The organism is Pseudomonas salicis (genome assembly GCF_057128705.1).
In genome coordinates, this window is sequence record NZ_JBSKHU010000005.1 from 611,134 (window position 1) to 627,607 (window position 16,474).

Sequence of the window (16,474 nt, forward strand, 5' to 3'; positions counted from 1 at the left end):
CTACAAAGGTTTCGCGGTGGGCTGGGCGCGCAACCACTCCACCATCCCCAGCCCCGCTGCCCGCCCGCTGGCAAAACAGGCGGTCAGCAGATAACCGCCGGTGGGCGCTTCCCAGTCGAGCATCTCCCCGGCGCAGAACACGCCAGGCAATGAGGTGAGCATCAAGCGTTCATCCATCGCCTCGAACGTCACGCCGCCCGCCGCGCTGATCGCCTCGTCAAGCGGGCGGGGTTTGATCAGCGTCAGCGGCAGGCATTTCACGGCATTGGCCAATAAGGTCGGATCAGCGAATGCTTCGGCAGGGGCCAATTCCCGCAGCAACGCCGCCTTGACGCCGTCGAGCCCCAGCTGGCTGTGCAAGTGTTTGGACATCGAGCGCGAGCCGCGGGGTTTGCTCAGTGCTTTCTGCACGTCGCTCAGGCGCTTGCCTGGCAGCAAATCGATCTCGACGGTAGCGACGCTGCTGCGATTGATCGCCTCGCGAATCTGCGCCGACAACGCATACACCAGACTCCCCTCGACACCCGTCTGCGTCAGCACACACTCGCCCAATCGCAGCGTCTGGCCCTGCAAACCCATGGCGATGTTTTTCAGCGGGGCGCCTGCGAATTTGCTGCGCAGCACTTCGCTCCAGGCGGGCACTTCAAACCCACAGTTTGCGGCTTGAAGGCGGGAGGTCTGCACACCTTGCTGTTCGAGCAGGGGCATCCAGGCGCCGTCCGATCCCAGTCGCGCCCAACTGGCGCCCCCCAAGGCGAGCAATGTCGCGGCGGGACGGATCGCGATCTCGCCCTCTGGACTATTGATGCGCAGGCTATGTTCCGCATTCCAGCCCAGCCAGCGATGCCGGGTGTGGATCACTACGCCGCCATCGCGCAAACGCTTGAGCCAGGCGCGCAGCAGAGGCGCGGCTTTCATGTCGGTGGGAAATACGCGGCCGGAGCTGCCAACGAATGTTTCGATGCCCAGCCCATGAATCCACTCGCACAAGTCGTCGGCACCGAAGGCCCGCAACAGGGGGGCAATGTTCGGAGCGCGTTCGGCGTAGCGCGACAGAAACGCCGGGTACGCCTCGGAGTGAGTGATGTTCATGCCGCCAACACCGGCCAGTAGAAATTTGCGTCCGACCGAAGGCATGCCGTCGTAGAGATCGACCTTGAAACCGGCCTGGCTCAGCACTTCGGCGGCCATCAACCCGGCCGGGCCACCCCCGATGATGGCGACGGCGTGTGCGGAGGAAGAAGAGGCTGAAATCATGGTCAACGTGCGGATCATCGAAGTGGGTCGCGCATTCTACCCGAGGCCTGTGACGAACGAACGGCCTGTGGAAAACTTTTGAGCGAAAAACGTACAGCGCTCTGCGAGGCTTATGAAATGTGGGCTCTGTGGCCTTGCGCTCAGGTTATCCACAGGTGGTTCCACAGCGGATGTGGGTAAATACTGACGGTACGGGTTGTCTCAGATTTCTGTAGGAGCGAATTCATTCGCGAGCGGTGATGCACCCACACATCTTCTTCGGATGTACCGCCGCCTCGCGAATAAATTCGCTCCTACAGCGAATGTGCAGTGGCAGGCGAGTGGGTCATAAGCCTTCCGACACCCAGACCCGCTGCGCGCTGTGATGCAAAATCCCGTGCCGCCGCGCCAGTGCTTCGCGATCCTTGCTGTACCCGCCGCCAATCACGCCCATCACCGGAATGTCTCGGCCCAGGCAATGGCGCATCACTGCTTCGTCGCGCCGGGCCACGCCGTTGTCGGTCAGCTTCAGGTAGCCAAGCGCATCGTCCTTGTGCACATCGACCCCTGCGTCATAAAGCACCAGGTCGGGCTGGTAGAGCGGCAGCAGGTAATTGAGCGTGTCATCGACTACTTTCAGGTATTCATCGTCGCCCATGCCCATTGGCAGCGGAATGTCCCAATCGCTCTGGGCCTTGCGCGCGGGGAAGTTTTTCTCGCAGTGCAGGGAAACGGTGATCGCGTCCTCAGTGTGTTCGAGAATCCGAGCCGTGCCGTCGCCCTGGTGCACGTCGCAGTCGAAGATCAACACGCGGTCGACGCGACCGCTCTGCAGCAGGTAATGGCTGATAATGGCCAAGTCGTTGAAGATGCAAAACCCGGCGGGGTAATCGTAATGCGCATGGTGCGTGCCTCCGGCGAGATGACAGGCGAGCCCATGCTGCAGGGCTTTTTCTGCCGTGAGCAGCGAACCGCCAACGGCGCGCACCGTACGTCGGGCCAGGTCTTCGCTCCAGGGCAGGCCCAGACGGCGCTGATCCTCGCGGGAAAGGTCGCCGTCCATGTACCGCCGAATGTAGGACGGGTCATGGGCGAGCGCGAGAATGTTGTCAGGGCAGACCAGCGGGCGGAACAGTTGAGCATCCGTGGTGAGGCCGCTGTCGATAAGGTGGTCGTGCAGCAGACGGAATTTGTCCATCGGGAAGCGATGGTCGGGCGGAAACGCCGGGCTGTAATCTTCGTGGTAGATAAGCGGCAGGGACATAGTGCGTACGCATGGGGTTCGAGGGGGAATCTTGCCAGTTATGCCTGTTCTGGCACAGCGGTTTGGCCGGGACGGCCACGGTTGCACTGGCAGGTTATTCTGGCGAGCCATTTGAGAAGCGGGGCAGGGGAGATGTTCAATGGAGCCGATACTTGAGCTCAACAGCGCACGCTTGTTGATGCGTCAGTGGCGGGACGATGATTTGCCGGCTTTCGCGCAGATGTGCGCCGATCCACAGGTGATGCGTTATTTCCCGCAACCGCTGACGCGTCTGGAAAGCGCCAAGATGATCGGGCGTATTCGCGGCCATTTCGCTGAGTACGGCTTCGGTCTGTGGGCGCTGGAGCGCAAGGACACCGGGCAATTCATCGGCTTCACCGGGCTGAATGTGGTGGGCTTCGACGCCCCGTTCAGCGGCGTCCAGCATCCTGCGGTTGAAATCGGCTGGCGACTGGCTCGGGAACATTGGGGCCTTGGTTACGCCAGCGAGGCCGCGTGGACGGTGTTGGGCTGTGGGTTCGAGCACGTCGAACTGGACGAGATCGTCTCATTCACCGCCGTCAGCAATCTGCCTTCGCAAAAGGTCATGCAAGCCATCGGGATGCAAAACGATCCGGATGATGATTTCGACCACCCCAACCTCCCGGAAGGCCACCCGCTGCGGCCCCACGTGCTGTATCGCATCAATCGCCAACAATGGCTCGCCACGTTGTGATGGGCGGGAACCCCGCCGCAAACATCTGTATCATTCTGCCCAACCTCCACGTTCACCGTCGCTCGGCGTCGGTGGCTGGACCGGCGTGAAATGACTGTGTGTGAGGAACCTCTGAATGAGCCATGTGCTGGATGATCTGGTGTCGCTGTTGAGCCTGGAGCCGATCGAAGAAAACCTCTTCCGTGGGCGCAGCCAGGACCTTGGCTTTCGCCAGCTGTTTGGCGGTCAGGTGCTGGGGCAGTCGTTGTCGGCGGCGAGCAAGACGGTCGAGGATGAACGCCACGTTCACTCGCTGCACGGTTATTTCTTGCGTCCGGGCGATGCGCAATTGCCTGTGGTTTATCAGGTTGATCGCGTGCGCGATGGCGGCAGTTTCAGCACCCGCCGTGTGACGGCCATCCAGAAGGGCCACCCCATCTTCACCTGTAGCGCGTCGTTCCAGTACGACGAAAAAGGCTTCGAGCATCAGAGCCAGATGCCGCAGGTGGTCGGCCCGGAAAATCTGCCGTCGGAACTTGAGTTGGCGCGTCAACGCGAGCACCTGATTCCCGCTCACATGAAAGACAAGCTGCTGTGCCCCAAGCCCATCGAGTTCCGCCCTGTCACCGCCCTCGATCCTTACAACCCGCAGCCCACCGAAGCGGTGAAATACGTGTGGTTCCGCGCCGACGGCACGCTGCCTGACATCCCGGCCCTGCACCGCTACATGCTTGCCTATGCGTCGGACTTCAATCTGCTGACCACGTCGCTGCTGCCTCACGGCAAGACGGTCTGGCAGAAAGACATGCAGATCGCCAGCCTCGACCATTCGCTGTGGTTTCATGGCGAACTGCGGGCCGATGAGTGGCTGCTTTACGCGATGGACAGCCCGTGGGCCGGCAATGCGCGCGGGTTTTCCCGTGGCAGCGTCTACAACCGCGCGGGTCAGCTCGTGGCCTCGGTGAGTCAAGAAGGTTTGATCCGACACCGCAAGGATTGGGCATGAGCCTGTCGCAGTTGCGCCATTGGGTGTTCGACATGGACGGCACGCTGACCATCGCCGTGCACGACTTTCCGGCAATCAAGCGCGCCTTGGGTATTCCGCTGGAGGACGACATCCTCACCCATCTGGCGGCGCTACCCACCGAAGAGGGTGCGGCCAAGCATGCGTGGCTGCTTGAGCATGAGCGAGAGTTGGCCGTGGCGTCGAAGCCTGCGACCGGTGCCGTCGAGTTGGTGCGTGAGTTGGCAGGGCGTGGCTATCGGCTGGGCATCCTGACGCGCAACGCACGGGAACTGGCCCACGTCACGCTGGAAGCCATCGGCATCGCCGACTGTTTCGACGTCGAAGATGTGCTGGGGCGGGACGAAGCGCCGCCGAAGCCTGATCCGGGCGGACTTCTGAAGTTGGCCCAGGCCTGGAACGTCGAGCCTTCGCAGATGGTGATGGTGGGCGACTACCAGTTCGACCTGGCGTGCGGCAAAGCAGCGGGCGCGCATACCGTGTTGGTCAACCTGCCGGAAAACCCCTGGCCGGAACTGACCGATTGGCATGCGGATGATTGCGTGGCGTTACGGGCGATGCTCAGCTAGCGCGAAAGCTGCTTGAAATACACACAACCTGTAGGAGTGAGCTTGCTCGCGATAGCGGGGTATCAGCCACCGTGTGTATGACTGACGCTCCCTGATCGCGAGCAAGCTTTTGGCGGGGGCGGCGATCAATTCCCTTTGAACAACGCCGCCTGTCCCTCTGGCGAGGTGAACATCGCGTCGCCGTTGTGGCCCACACCTTTCACTTCCACCAGCCGTTGGTTCATCCCTTCAGGATGACGCTTGGTCAGGTAATCGAAGAAATTGTGCCCCCGCACCAGGCGAAACGGCCCTTGCGCCTCGGCACCGCAATCCTTGTCCAGCGCCGGGTGATTCGGGTCGGTGTCCTGATCGCCCAGCAGGTAGGTGATGTCACGCTTCACGTACGCCGCTTCCAGCTCCGCCACGGTGTCCTTGCCTGCATAGGCCGGCAGTTTGTTCATGCCGTATTTCCAGGTGTCGAACCCCGGGCAGCTCGCCGTCGTCACCGGCAATGGCCGGGTCGCGTCGAAATAGGCGTAAGACGACGGGTTGGCGATCACGTAACGCAACTTGATGCCTTCCTTCTTTAGCAGCGCGTCTTCCTTGCCGCCGATCATCGCGTAGCGCTGCACCACCTGCGCACCACCCGAGTGACCGGCGATGACGATTTCTTTCAGGTTCGGAAACAGCTTGCTGTCGCTCAGGCGCTTGAGGATATGGTCGATGACCACGAATGAACTGACGGGCTTGGCACCCAGCGACTTGTCGCCCGCCATCCAGTCGTTGGCGTGCCAGCGCAACACCGTTTCCGGCAAGTGGTGCGCGGTGATGTCCTTCTCATCGAGGAACTGCGGCGCGATCAGCAGGGTTTTAGGCCGCTGCTTGGACTGGTTGGCAGCCCGCTCGACGCTGCGCAAGTACGTCTGAGCGTTGCGCAGGCGACCATGAAAAATGATGACCACCCGCTGAATATGCGGGTTCGGGCTAACCCAGCTCTGGCTCAGGCCCAGCGTGGCTTGAGACGTTCCATTGATCAGCAGCCGGTCGGGGCTGATGGATTTGACCGCCTGATCCGCAGCATGAGCCGTCGCGCTCATCAGGGTGCCCAACAACAGGATCGAAAGCGGTTTCATCATGTGATCAGAGGCTCTTGGCGGCGAAGGTATCGCATTGGTTGATTTGTCCCTGGGCAAAACCTGTCTTGAACCAGCGAACCCGCTGGGCAGACGTCCCGTGAGTGAACGAGTCGGGTACTACACGCCCTTGGCTTTGTTGCTGCAAACGGTCGTCGCCGATGGCATTCGCCGCATTCAGCGCCTCTTCAATATCACCCGGTTCGAGCCAGTTCAAACGCTTTTGCGCGTTGTTGGCCCAAACACCGGCGAGGCAATCCGCCTGCAACTCCTGACGCACCAACAGACCGTTGTCACCCTCCATGCGCATGCCACGCTGGCGGGCGGCGTCAACTTTAGCTGAAACCCCCAGCAAGGTCTGCACATGATGGCCAACTTCATGCGCAATCACGTAGGCCTGGGCAAAATCCCCTGCGGCTTTGAAGCGCTGGCTCATCTCGCGGAAGAAATCCATGTCCAGATAAACCTTCTGATCGGCCGGGCAATAGAACGGGCCGCTGGCGGATGACGCAAAGCCACACGCAGACTGCACCTGACCCCGGAACAGAATCAGAGTCGGGTTTTTATACTGCCGACCACCCTGCTGGAAGATCTGACCCCATGTGTCTTCAGTGTCACCCAGAATGGCTCGCACGAAATCCGCCTGCTCGTCGTTGGCCGGAGGCGCCTGTCGCGTCTGAGGGCTGACAGAGGTGGTCTGTTGGCTGCCGACCTGACCGGCGATCTGCCCGAGAATCTGCATCGGGTCCTGCCCGGTCAACAGCCCAATGGCGACGATGATCACAATCCCGCCAAGCCCCAGCCCCTTGCCCCCGATGCGCATCCCACCCCCGCCACCGGAGTCATCGCGTGCATCGACGACGTTGTCACTGCGACGTCCCTTTTTCCAGAGCATGGAAGAATCCTCTTTTAGTCGTGTAGGAAGTGTAGACGCCGGGGGAGGTACGGCGTCTGACTGCTGGGACTAAGAGGGCGAAGCGGGGGGAATGGTTCAGGGGGTGCTCGGTGATTGCGGAGCATTTCCTAACCTTGCTGACTATCGAGAGCTTTCAATGGCGTAACACAGTGCAGCTAGGGCGCCGCCGTTGATGAAAAGCCAGATATGAAGTCCCCAGATATGTCGCCTCAAACGGAAGGGGATCCTGAGGTGAGCGTCTTGGGTAATGTCACCTCGGCGGTACATGATTCTCGGCATGTACATAATTGCGAAAATGATGCTGAGTCGCATCTGTCGACCTATCACGCCGCCTTGCCACAGGTTTCGGGTGTTTGTAACACCTTGGCAGTCGGACAAATGCTCTTCAAGTACATCAATATTCTTGTACGTGAACCATCCCATTGCCATGAGATTGATCCACGAGGAAATGAGCCAAGCCAAGCCCAGGACGACAAAAATCGGCATTACGGCCTCCATTCGTAGATCATTTCGCCAATGTGTTCACCACCCCACTCACCTGCAGAGCCTGCAGCGTATCCGCCTATAGCAGACGCGACGATACCGCATCCAATCGCGCCCAAACCGCCGGTTGGTACTCCGAACACGACCATGCAAAGCGGTGTAAGGGTGGCCATTCCAATAGTGCCCCCTATCAGGCCGCCGCTAATGCCGCCGACCAGCTTCGACCCTTCGACATACTTCGCCTTCCTGCACATTTCCTCCCGCTCCATCGAACATGCTTCCTTGATCTCCAGATGCGTTGACCACGCATTCAACCCGATCCCGATCGGCGTCCCCATCCTCAGCAACCTCGAAGCCTTGGCAATATGCGCCAGCCGTTGCGAATAGCCACGTATCTCGGGGTTGTGCAGATAGCTTTTCGTCGAAACCCCCAACATTTTCTTGATTGACCCGTTATTGCGCATACCCGTGCCCCAGTGGGCGATGCCTTTGAGTTGGGTGGCGAGTTTGACGAAGTGCACGCGGCGTTGGTTGATGAATTCCTGCCGTGCGATGGGGGTGCCGCGTTTGAGGGCGAGTTGATACAGCTGCTCGATGTCTTTTAACGTGGCTTCAACACCTTTGAGGTGCTTTTCCCAGCTCCCGGTGGCGGCACCGATGCCCAATGATCCGTAGCCCAGCATGTGCTGTAACAGGTCGTAATTCTTGACGATGTCCTTGTCCGCTTGATGCTGAAAGAGCGAATGGTGAGTGCCGTATGCGAGTCGCATCATCTCCGCCTCCTCAGGCGTCACTCGCGACGTCGATTCGTCGGCGACGACCATGAGCTGCCCCGGCATGACCATCGTGTTGCGGACGTGAGCGTTAAGCTGGTCGAATTTCGCCCCACCGCCGACCTGCGCCTTGATGACGGGGTAGTGCTGAACCTGATCGTTGATGAACACATACGGCTTGCCTGCGACTGCCATTTTCCTGTCCCTGAACGTGCATGAAAGCGCGAGGATAGGAAAAGGGCAGCGGGCTTTTCGAGGGGCTGGGGCGGGGTTACAGAGAATTCAGAACGGCCCTACTTTGGGCGTGATTCTTTCCTACAAGACTGGGTCATAAAGTGGGCTGCGCGAGGTGTTTTCCTCGCGCGAACCACGCGGTTATCGCTGACCGCGCATCATCAACAGCGCCACGATAACGCCAAGGGCGGCGAGGGTCGTGGCGATGATCCCGAGCGAACCCAGCCCGTAATGATGAATGCCCAAGCCGCCAAAAATGGCACCAAGGCCGATCCCAGCGTTGGCCGCCGAGATGTTCATTGACGCTGCCAGCGCTTGCGCCTTGGCGCCAGCCGTCATCACACGCACCTGGCAGACCGGGAACAGCGCGGTGTAGGCGACGCCCCAGATGATCAGCGACGCGACCAGCCAGGGCGTGTCCGCCGCCAGCGTCACTGCTGCGAGCATTCCGAACCCCAGCACCAGCAGAAACAGCACCATCGCCCCCAACGGCCGACGGTCCACCATGGCGCCGCCCAGATGGTTGCCGATCATGCCGACGGCGCCGAAACCCATCAGCCACCAGCCGACATGACTCGACGGAATATTCGCAAGACGTTCGAGGATGTCGGCCAGGTAGGTGTAGGCCGTGAACATCGCGGTAAAGGTCAGCACCGACAGCAGGATGTGCGCCAGGAACCGAGGCTGACGCAAGATGGCGGTCTGTTTCTCGCCTTCGTCCGCAACGGGGGCGCTGGGCAGTGTCGGCATCATCAGGTGCATCAGAATGCCGATGATCAGCGAGAGTCCCGACAGCACCCAGAAGCTGCCACGCCAGCCAATCAGGTCTGCTGCCACGGTGCCCAGCGGGATGCCGAACACCAGCGCCGCCGAGATGCCGAGGTAGACCTTCGACACGGCTTTGCCCGCGTTGCCGGGACCGGCCAGTTGCCCGGCGGTTTCGCTGGCCGTGCCCCAGAACACCGGAAGCGCCAGCGCTGGAATGAAGCGGGCGATGGCCAGCACCCAAATGTTGGTCGAAACAGCCGCCAAGGCGTTCGACAAAGCGAAGACGATCAGAATCAGTGTGAACAGTTTTTTGCGCTCCACGCGAGCCAGCTTGGCCGTCAGCACTGGGCCGAACAACATCACCGTGAAGGCAAACAGCGTGACGACCTGACCGGCAACGGTGATCGAGACGTTCAAATCCTGCGCGAGCGCAGGCAGAAGTCCGACGATGACAAACTCGGTGGTTACGATGATGAAGGCCGCGATGGCCATGATCAGGATCTGCACGCCGGATCGCGAGGACTCGTACGGCAGCGCGTCGGCGTTGGCCGTTGAGGGGGAAGACATGGTGAAACTCCAGAAAAAAGTATGGCGCTAGCCTATTGGAGAATTTATGGTCTATTCCGGTCATTTTTTCTGAAATGATGTGAAACAGGTTCACTAATCGCGGGGTCGCTGATGTTTTCTTCCGAACGCCTCAAAGGCATCGACGTGTTTGTCATCGTCGCCGATCTGGGCAGTTTCACCGCCGCTGCCGAGCGCCTCAATCTCAGCAATTCTGCCGTGAGCAAAAGCATCGGTCGGCTGGAAAACCGACTGGGGACGCGGCTGTTCAACCGCACCACTCGACGCCTGTCTTTGACTGATGCGGGACTGACGTTTTACCAGACCTGCACCGCCGTGCTCTCGGACCTTGAAGAAGTCGAGCAGGTGCTGCATTCCGAGCATGATGAGCCTCAGGGCAAGGTGCGCATCGATTTGCCCGCGGCCTATGGACGGTTGCACGTCCTGCCTTTGATTCTGGACTTCGTCAAACAGCACCCGAGATTGATGCCGCACATTTCGTTCGCGGACCGCTTCGTCGACCCCGTGCACGAAGAAATCGACATCGTGGTGCGGATTGGCGGGCCAGACGCGTGGGCGTCCAGCGTAGGACATCGCTATTTTGGCAGTCAGCGACTGGTGTTCTGCGCGTCCCCCGAATACCTGGCCCAGTTCGGCATACCGGCGTTTGAGCACGACCTCGAAGCGCATCGGTGCCTGGGCTATTCGATGCATGCGGGCACGATCAGCCCTTGGTATTTCAAGGGGCGGCAATCCGGCGACATGGAGCGCAGAATCATGCACCCCCACGTGGCCGTGGGCGATGGGGAAGGGGTGGTGATGGCAGCGCTGGCGGGGTTGGGTATTACGCAGTTGCCCACGTGGCTGGTGCAGCGTCATCTGGATTCGGGGGCGTTGGTGGAAGTCCTGCCAGACCTGGCTACCGAAGGTATGCCGATGAATCTGGTCTGGCGCAGGAACCGGGAAAATCTGCCGAAAGTGCGGGCGCTGCTGGATTATCTGACTGCCCGACTGACGCCGTCGGGCAGCACGCGGTCAGCAACCGTCGATTAGCCCTTGGCGCTTGATCCGACGTCTCGCGGTCAAGCGCTCCTACAGGCAAACGCGCGTCATCACACCCGCGCGGTCTGCTTCTCGGACACTTCCACAGGCGATGCATCGGCGAAATGGTTCACCTGCCGCAGCGCTTTGAAACCCAACATCCAGCTGCCCACGACGCCCAGGGTGCACAGCCCGCCGAGGATCGCGGCAGGCACAGCGCCGAACAGTGAGGCGCTGCTGCCTGCACGGAATTCGCCCAGCTCGTTGGAGGAACCAATGAACAGCATGTTCACGGCGTTCACTCGGCCGCGCATGTCGTCCGGCGTGGAGAACTGCACCAGCGTCGAGCGGATGTAGACGCTCACCATGTCCGCTGCACCGGCGCACATCAGCGCGATCAGGGAGAGCCAGAACAGCGTCGACAGGGCGAACACCAGGTTAGCGACGCCGAACACCGCCACGGCAATGAACATCACCATACCGACGTGGCGATCGAACGGACGCGCCGCCAAATACAGGCCGGTGGTCACTTCGCCCAGGCTCATCGCACTGCGCAACGCGCCCAGCCCTTGAGGACCGAGGTGCAGCACTTCGTGGGCGTAGATCGGCAGCAACGCCACTACGCCGCCGAGCAGCACGGCGAACAGGTCGAGGGAAATGGTGCCGAGAATGATCGGGCGAGAACGAATGAAGGCGATCCCGGCGGTGAAGCGTTTCCAGGCGGTGGATTCAAGGATCTGCTTTTTACCGGCGTACAGCACCGGCACGCGAATCAGCAACAGCACGCCTGCGATGAAGCTTGCCATGCACACGGTGTAGGTCAGCCCGCCACCGCCTGCCGCGTAAAGACCGCCGCCGACCAAAGGCCCGGCGATGGTCGCGATGCGCATGATCATGCTGTTCGTCGCAATCGCCGACGCCAGTTTTTCCCGAGGCACGACTTGCGGCAGCAGGCTTTGCAGCGCCGGACCGGTGAACGCCCGGGCACAACCGAACAGGGCCAGCGTCGCGTAGATCAGGCGGGTGTCCTGGTGGTGGGTAACGGAAAACAGCATCAGCATCAGGCTGCACGTGGCCTGCACGGTCCAACTGATGGTCAGGATCAGTTTGCGGTCGTAGCGGTCGATCAGGTCACCGGCTGGCATCAGCAGCAACAGCATCGGAATGAACTGCGCCAGTCCCACATACGCCAGCGAAATCGGGTCGCGGGTCATGTCATAGACTTGCCAGGCCACGACAACGGCTTGAATTTGCATGGCGAAGACGGCGGCAAGGCGGGCGGTCAGGAAGGCAAAAAAGCCGGGCTGCTTAAGGGCACTTCCAGAAACGGCGTCGGAAGGTGAGGCGGACGAATCGGAACTCAAGGCAGGACATCCATCGAAGCGAAAGACGGCCGACTGTTATACACCGCCAAGGAGGTATATGCCGCTTACTGTCAGAAATTTAATGATGGATGGTAGGGAATAGGCGCGTTTTGTGGGCTGTCGCGAAAGGCTCATCGCAGATAATCGTTCCCACGCGGAGCATGGGAACGATCAAAGCAACGATCAGGATTACCGACGAACCAGCAACACACCCGATTCCATATGGTGGGTGTACGGAAACTGGTCGAACAGTGCACAGCGCTCCACCCGGTGGGTGTCGTGCAGTTGGGCGATGTTGGCGGCCAGGGTTTCCGGGTTGCAGGAGATGTACAGAATGCGTTCGAAACGTCGGGTCAGCTCGCAGGTGTCCGGGTCCATCCCGGCGCGGGGCGGGTCGACGAACACGCTGCCGAAGTCGTAGCTTTTCAGATCGACACCGGCCAGACGGCGGAACGGACGCACGTCGTTCAGCGCCTCGGTCAGCTCTTCCGCCGAGAGACGCACCAGCGACACGTTATCCACACCGTTGTCAGCCAGGTTGCTGAGGGCCGCGTTGACCGACGTCTTGCTGATTTCGGTCGCGAGCACCTTGCGCACGCGGGTCGCCAGCGGCAGGGTGAAGTTGCCGTTGCCGCAATACAGCTCCAGCAGGTCATCGTCCCGGTCGCCCAGTGCGTCGTACGCCCAGCTCAGCATTTTCTGGTTCACCGTGCCATTGGGTTGAGTGAACGCGCCTTCCGGCTGGCGGTAGCTGAACGTACGGCCGGCCACTTCCAGTTCCTCGGTCACGTAATCACGACCGATCACCAGGCGCTGGCCTTTGGAGCGCCCGATCACGCTGACGTTGAGGTCCGCCGCCAACTGCTCGGCTTCAGCCTGCCAGGCGTCATCCAGCGGGCGGTGATAGCACAGGGTGATCATGCCGTCGCCTGCCAGCGTGGTCAGGAAATCCACCTGGAACAGCTTGTGATTGAGCGTCTTGCTGGCTTCCCAACGGTCCCGCAGCACCGGCATCAGCGCGTTGATCTGCTGGCTGGCGATGGGGAATTCGTTAATCAGGATCGGGGTGTATTTGTCGCCTGGCGCAAACATCGCGTAGTGACGCACGCCCTCGTCGCGCCATAGCCGGAACTCGGCGCGCAAGCGGTAATGCTCGCGCGGAGAGTCGAACACTTGCGGCTCGGGTGCATCGAAGGGCTGCAACAGCTCGCGCAGGCGCTGGGCCTTTTCATCGAGCTGTCGGGTGTAGTTGGCAGGGTCGAACGCAGCACTCATGGATAAAAGCCCAACTTGATCACAAACAGAATCGACAGTACGACCAAGGCCGAATTCAGCTCACGGGCCCGGCCCGACAACAGCTTGATCACGGTCCAGGAAATGAAACCGAAGGCGATGCCGTTGGCGATGGAATAGGTGAACGGCATCGCCAGCGCGGTCAGCACCACCGGGGCGGCTTCGGTGATGTCGTCCCAGTTGATTTCCGCCAGACCCGAGGTCATCAGCACGGCAACGAACAGCAACGCCGGAGCGGTGGCAAACGCCGGAACGCTGCCCGCCAACGGGGCGAAGAACAGCGCCAGCAAGAACAGCACAGCGACGACGATGGCGGTCAGACCGGTGCGGCCCCCGGCACTGACGCCTGCTGCCGACTCGATGTAACTGGTCGTGGTTGACGTGCCCAGCAGCGAACCGGCCATGGCGGCGGTGCTGTCGGCGATCAGGGCGCGGCCCATCTTCGGCATGTGGCCGTCCTTGCCCATCAAACCTGCGCGCTTGGCGACGCCGATCAGGGTGCCGGAGTTGTCGAACAGGTCAACGAACAGGAAAGAGAAGATTACGCTGACCAGACCGATGTTCAGCGCGCCCGGAATGTCCAGTTGCAGGAACGTGGGGGCCAGCGATGGCGGCATCGACATCACGCCACCGAACGGCGAAAAACCGAGGACGATGGAGATAACGGTGACCGCCAGAATGCCGATCAGCACCGCGCCGCGCACTTTCAGGGCATCAAGGGCGACGATCAGGGCAAAACCGAGCGCGGCGAGGATTGGCGCAGGCTTGGCCAGATCACCCAGGCCGACCATGGTCGCCGGGTTGCTGACGACGATGTCGGCGTTGTGCAGGGCGATCAGCGCCAGGAACAAGCCGATACCGGCGGCAATAGCCGAGCGCAGCGGCAGCGGGATGCTGTTGATGATCCACTCGCGGATGCGAAAGATCGACAGCAGGAAAAACATCACGGCCGAGATGAACACCGCACCCAGCGCGACTTGCCAGGTGTGACCCATGTGCAGCACGACGGTGTAAGTGAAGAAGGCGTTCAGGCCCATCCCCGGCGCCAGCGCGATCGGGTAGTTGGCGATCAGGCCCATGACCGTGGAACCGATGGCGGCCGCCAGGCAGGTCGCAACGAAGATGGCGCCCTTGTCCATGCCCGTCGCGCCGAGGATGCTCGGGTTGACGAACAGGATGTAGGCCATGGCGAGGAACGTCGTGACCCCGGCCAGAATTTCGGTACGCACATTGGTGTCATGTGCCTTGAGTTGAAACAGCCGCTCCAGCATGTATGGCTCCCCGGTGGCGCAATGCGCCTTTAATGAATCGACTAGTGACAGCAAAGCACAGCCGTTGAAACGGCTCGTATAAATTCACTGCACAAAATCTGCCAGTCGCAAAAAAGCCGCGCATCATACCAGCAGCTTTGCGGGATGGGGGCGGGAGCCCGTCGGGGGACGGTATTTGTCAGGATTGCCCCTCCGTTCGCCGCCGCGTTGAGGCTCAAACCGTCTGGCCGTCGATGATCGAGCGCCCCGACGCTCACTCATCACATTCCCTGAACGATTGCGAAACACCACACGTCGTAAACCAGAGACGCAGATTCACTGCGCTGATGCGTAACAACCGTGAGGCTTTCCCATGAGTGCGACGAACCCACAGGCCTTCGCAGAGCATTCCATTGCCCTGACGCTCAACGGCCAACCCCGGCAATTGAACGTGCAACCCTGGACCACGTTGCTTGACCTGCTGCGCGAACAGCTCGATCTGGTCGGCACCAAAAAAGGCTGCGACCACGGCCAATGCGGGGCGTGCACCGTGTTGCGCGACGGCAAGCGCATCAATGCCTGCCTGACGCTGGCGATCATGTGCGACGGCGCCGAACTCACCACCATCGAAGGGTTGGCCGAAGGCGACACCCTGCACCCGATGCAGCAGGCGTTCATCAAACATGACGCCTTTCAGTGCGGCTACTGCACGCCGGGCCAGATCTGCTCGGCCGTTGGGTTGGCCAACGAAGGGCGCGCGCACACCGAAGACGACATCAAAGAGCTGATGAGCGGCAATCTGTGCCGTTGCGGCGCCTACAGCAACATTCGTGCGGCCGTCGTTGAGGTGCTGCCTCAACTCGACGCCGCACCCGGTCAGGGAGGGCGCCAGTCATGACCCCGTTCAGTTACAGCAAGCCAGCCGATGTGGCTCAAGCCATCAACCTTGCGGGACCCGCCAGCCGCTTCATCGCGGGCGGTACCAACCTGCTGGACTTGATGAAGGAGAACATCGCCCACCCCGAGCACTTGATCGACATCACCGGACTGCCGCTGAAGGACGTCCGCGAGACGCCCGAAGGCGGCGTCATGATCGGCGCGCTGGTCAGCAATGCCGACCTGGCCTGGCACCCGTTGATCGAAACCCGTTACCCGCTCCTGTCACAGGCCGTACTCGCTGGCGCGTCGCCTCAGCTGCGCAACATGGCCAGCACCGGCGGCAACCTGTTGCAGCGCACCCGTTGCTACTACTTCTACGATTCGACAGTCCCCTGCAATAAGCGCGAGCCGGGTTCTGGCTGTCCTGCGAAACAAGGCTTGAACCGGATTCACGCGATTCTGGGCGCCAGCGACGACTGCGTGGCGACTCACCCGTCAGACATGTGTGTCGCGCTCGCGGCGCTTGAAGCGGTGGTTCATGTCGAAGGGCGCGCCGGGAAACGCACGATCGAATTCGCGGATTTTCATCGCCTGCCGGCCGACTCTCCCAAACGGGACAATCAGTTGGCGGACGATGAGCTGATCACTGCCGTTGAACTGCCCCCTGCGCAGTTTCAGCGGCACAGCCATTACCTGAAAATCCGTGATCGCGCGTCCTACGCGTTCGCGCTGGTCTCTGTGGCCGCCGCGCTGGAGCTCGACGGCGATGTTATTCGCGAGGTGCGATTGGCTTTGGGCGGCGTGGCGCACAAGCCGTGGCGCGACAAAGAGGTCGAGCGCTCGCTGATCGGCCAACCGGTCTCACGGGAAAACTTCGTGGCGGCCGCCGACGCCATGCTGCGCGACGCTCAGCCGCTTGAGCACAACGCCTTCAAGATCAAACTGGCACGTCGCGCTATCGTCCGTGCGCTCAGCGACGCCGCCGTGGGAGGGAATGCCTGATGAACGCC

General features: G+C 61.1%; 16 protein-coding genes. 6 read left to right on the plus strand and 10 right to left on the minus strand.

Annotated elements, in window-relative coordinates:
• Nucleotides 1–1,275 carry a TIGR03862 family flavoprotein gene (locus ACWKWE_RS21150; protein WP_483851595.1) on the minus strand — a complete coding sequence of 425 codons (1,275 nt, stop codon included), beginning with the start codon at nt 1,273–1,275 and terminating at the stop codon, nt 1–3.
• Between the two features lie 307 nt (nt 1,276–1,582).
• The gene (locus ACWKWE_RS21155; protein ID WP_483851596.1) at nt 1,583–2,500 is read right to left on the minus strand and encodes a histone deacetylase family protein; all 918 of its coding nucleotides are present in this window, start codon (nt 2,498–2,500) and stop codon (nt 1,583–1,585) included.
• A 139-nt stretch (nt 2,501–2,639) separates the two neighbouring features.
• On the opposite strand from ACWKWE_RS21155, the gene ACWKWE_RS21160 reads away from it, so the two are divergent.
• The 3 genes from ACWKWE_RS21160 to ACWKWE_RS21170 all read left to right on the plus strand — a co-directional run bounded on the left by ACWKWE_RS21160 (nt 2,640) and on the right by ACWKWE_RS21170 (nt 4,787).
• Nucleotides 2,640–3,215 (plus strand): GNAT family N-acetyltransferase, encoded by a 576-nt coding sequence (locus tag ACWKWE_RS21160; RefSeq protein WP_483851597.1) that lies wholly within the window; start codon nt 2,640–2,642, stop codon nt 3,213–3,215.
• Nucleotides 3,216–3,330: 115 nt separating this feature from the next.
• Nucleotides 3,331–4,200: an acyl-CoA thioesterase II gene (tesB, locus tag ACWKWE_RS21165; RefSeq protein ID WP_166597022.1), complete on the plus strand. Its 870-nt coding sequence runs from the start codon at nt 3,331–3,333 to the stop codon at nt 4,198–4,200.
• Complete coding sequence (locus ACWKWE_RS21170) at nt 4,197–4,787, plus strand: HAD family hydrolase (protein WP_483851598.1); 591 nt, start codon at nt 4,197–4,199, stop codon at nt 4,785–4,787. Before tesB ends, ACWKWE_RS21170 begins: the two co-directional genes overlap by 4 nt.
• A gap of 125 nt (nt 4,788–4,912) precedes the next feature.
• Here the strand turns inward: ACWKWE_RS21170 and ACWKWE_RS21175 are convergent, their stop codons facing one another.
• From ACWKWE_RS21175 to ACWKWE_RS21195, 5 genes are all read right to left on the minus strand, one after another.
• Nucleotides 4,913–5,902, minus strand: a complete 990-nt coding sequence (locus tag ACWKWE_RS21175) for an alpha/beta hydrolase (RefSeq protein ID WP_483851599.1) — start codon at nt 5,900–5,902, stop codon at nt 4,913–4,915.
• A gap of 4 nt (nt 5,903–5,906) precedes the next feature.
• Nucleotides 5,907–6,794 carry a KPN_02809 family neutral zinc metallopeptidase gene (ypfJ, locus tag ACWKWE_RS21180; RefSeq protein WP_341959908.1) on the minus strand — a complete coding sequence of 296 codons (888 nt, stop codon included), beginning with the start codon at nt 6,792–6,794 and terminating at the stop codon, nt 5,907–5,909.
• Between the two features lie 141 nt (nt 6,795–6,935).
• Nucleotides 6,936–7,301, minus strand: coding sequence for a hypothetical protein (locus tag ACWKWE_RS21185; RefSeq protein WP_483851600.1), 366 nt, complete (start codon nt 7,299–7,301; stop codon nt 6,936–6,938).
• Complete coding sequence (locus tag ACWKWE_RS21190; RefSeq protein ID WP_483851601.1) at nt 7,301–8,266, minus strand: hypothetical protein; 966 nt, start codon at nt 8,264–8,266, stop codon at nt 7,301–7,303. The genes ACWKWE_RS21185 and ACWKWE_RS21190 overlap by 1 nt, the downstream gene beginning before the upstream one ends.
• Nucleotides 8,267–8,446: 180 nt before the next feature.
• Nucleotides 8,447–9,640, minus strand: coding sequence for an MFS transporter (locus ACWKWE_RS21195; RefSeq protein WP_483851602.1), 1,194 nt, complete (start codon nt 9,638–9,640; stop codon nt 8,447–8,449).
• A 111-nt stretch (nt 9,641–9,751) separates the two neighbouring features.
• Between ACWKWE_RS21195 and ACWKWE_RS21200 the strand changes: the two genes are divergently transcribed.
• On the plus strand, nt 9,752–10,690 hold the full coding sequence (locus ACWKWE_RS21200) for a LysR family transcriptional regulator (protein WP_483851603.1): 939 nt from the start codon (nt 9,752–9,754) through the stop codon (nt 10,688–10,690).
• A gap of 59 nt (nt 10,691–10,749) precedes the next feature.
• Here the strand turns inward: ACWKWE_RS21200 and ACWKWE_RS21205 are convergent, their stop codons facing one another.
• From ACWKWE_RS21205 to ACWKWE_RS21215, 3 genes are all read right to left on the minus strand, one after another.
• Entirely contained in the window at nt 10,750–12,042 is a 1,293-nt protein-coding gene (locus ACWKWE_RS21205; protein ID WP_483851604.1) for an MFS transporter, read from the minus strand.
• A gap of 189 nt (nt 12,043–12,231) precedes the next feature.
• Nucleotides 12,232–13,317 (minus strand): tRNA (uridine(54)-C5)-methyltransferase TrmA, encoded by a 1,086-nt coding sequence (gene trmA / locus ACWKWE_RS21210; RefSeq protein ID WP_483851605.1) that lies wholly within the window; start codon nt 13,315–13,317, stop codon nt 12,232–12,234.
• Nucleotides 13,314–14,606, minus strand: coding sequence for an NCS2 family permease (locus ACWKWE_RS21215; RefSeq protein WP_166598422.1), 1,293 nt, complete (start codon nt 14,604–14,606; stop codon nt 13,314–13,316). The genes trmA and ACWKWE_RS21215 overlap by 4 nt, the downstream gene beginning before the upstream one ends.
• A gap of 352 nt (nt 14,607–14,958) precedes the next feature.
• Here ACWKWE_RS21215 and ACWKWE_RS21220 point away from each other — a divergent pair, with 352 nt between their 5' ends.
• Nucleotides 14,959–15,483 carry a (2Fe-2S)-binding protein gene (locus ACWKWE_RS21220; protein WP_483851606.1) on the plus strand — a complete coding sequence of 175 codons (525 nt, stop codon included), beginning with the start codon at nt 14,959–14,961 and terminating at the stop codon, nt 15,481–15,483.
• Nucleotides 15,480–16,466 carry an FAD binding domain-containing protein gene (locus ACWKWE_RS21225; protein ID WP_483851607.1) on the plus strand — a complete coding sequence of 329 codons (987 nt, stop codon included), beginning with the start codon at nt 15,480–15,482 and terminating at the stop codon, nt 16,464–16,466. The genes ACWKWE_RS21220 and ACWKWE_RS21225 overlap by 4 nt, the downstream gene beginning before the upstream one ends.
• The last annotated feature ends 8 nt before the right edge of the window (nt 16,467–16,474 follow it).

Excerpts from the sequence above, each read along its gene's own strand:
- ACWKWE_RS21175 (WP_483851599.1), bottom strand. The coding sequence starts at position 5,902 with ATGATGAAACCGCTTTCGATCCTGTTGTTGGGCACCCTGATGAGCGCG.
- ACWKWE_RS21200 (WP_483851603.1), top strand. The coding sequence starts at position 9,752 with ATGTTTTCTTCCGAACGCCTCAAAGGCATCGACGTGTTTGTCATCGTC.
- ACWKWE_RS21195 (WP_483851602.1), bottom strand. The coding sequence starts at position 9,640 with ATGTCTTCCCCCTCAACGGCCAACGCCGACGCGCTGCCGTACGAGTCC.
- ACWKWE_RS21160 (WP_483851597.1), top strand. The coding sequence starts at position 2,640 with ATGGAGCCGATACTTGAGCTCAACAGCGCACGCTTGTTGATGCGTCAG.
- ACWKWE_RS21225 (WP_483851607.1), top strand. The coding sequence starts at position 15,480 with ATGACCCCGTTCAGTTACAGCAAGCCAGCCGATGTGGCTCAAGCCATC.
- ACWKWE_RS21220 (WP_483851606.1), top strand. The coding sequence starts at position 14,959 with ATGAGTGCGACGAACCCACAGGCCTTCGCAGAGCATTCCATTGCCCTG.
- ACWKWE_RS21190 (WP_483851601.1), bottom strand. The coding sequence starts at position 8,266 with ATGGCAGTCGCAGGCAAGCCGTATGTGTTCATCAACGATCAGGTTCAG.
- ACWKWE_RS21155 (WP_483851596.1), bottom strand. The coding sequence starts at position 2,500 with ATGTCCCTGCCGCTTATCTACCACGAAGATTACAGCCCGGCGTTTCCG.
- ACWKWE_RS21150 (WP_483851595.1), bottom strand. The coding sequence starts at position 1,275 with ATGATCCGCACGTTGACCATGATTTCAGCCTCTTCTTCCTCCGCACAC.
- trmA (WP_483851605.1), bottom strand. The coding sequence starts at position 13,317 with ATGAGTGCTGCGTTCGACCCTGCCAACTACACCCGACAGCTCGATGAA.
- ACWKWE_RS21170 (WP_483851598.1), top strand. The coding sequence starts at position 4,197 with ATGAGCCTGTCGCAGTTGCGCCATTGGGTGTTCGACATGGACGGCACG.
- ACWKWE_RS21215 (WP_166598422.1), bottom strand. The coding sequence starts at position 14,606 with ATGCTGGAGCGGCTGTTTCAACTCAAGGCACATGACACCAATGTGCGT.
- ypfJ (WP_341959908.1), bottom strand. The coding sequence starts at position 6,794 with ATGCTCTGGAAAAAGGGACGTCGCAGTGACAACGTCGTCGATGCACGC.
- tesB (WP_166597022.1), top strand. The coding sequence starts at position 3,331 with ATGAGCCATGTGCTGGATGATCTGGTGTCGCTGTTGAGCCTGGAGCCG.
- ACWKWE_RS21185 (WP_483851600.1), bottom strand. The coding sequence starts at position 7,301 with ATGCCGATTTTTGTCGTCCTGGGCTTGGCTTGGCTCATTTCCTCGTGG.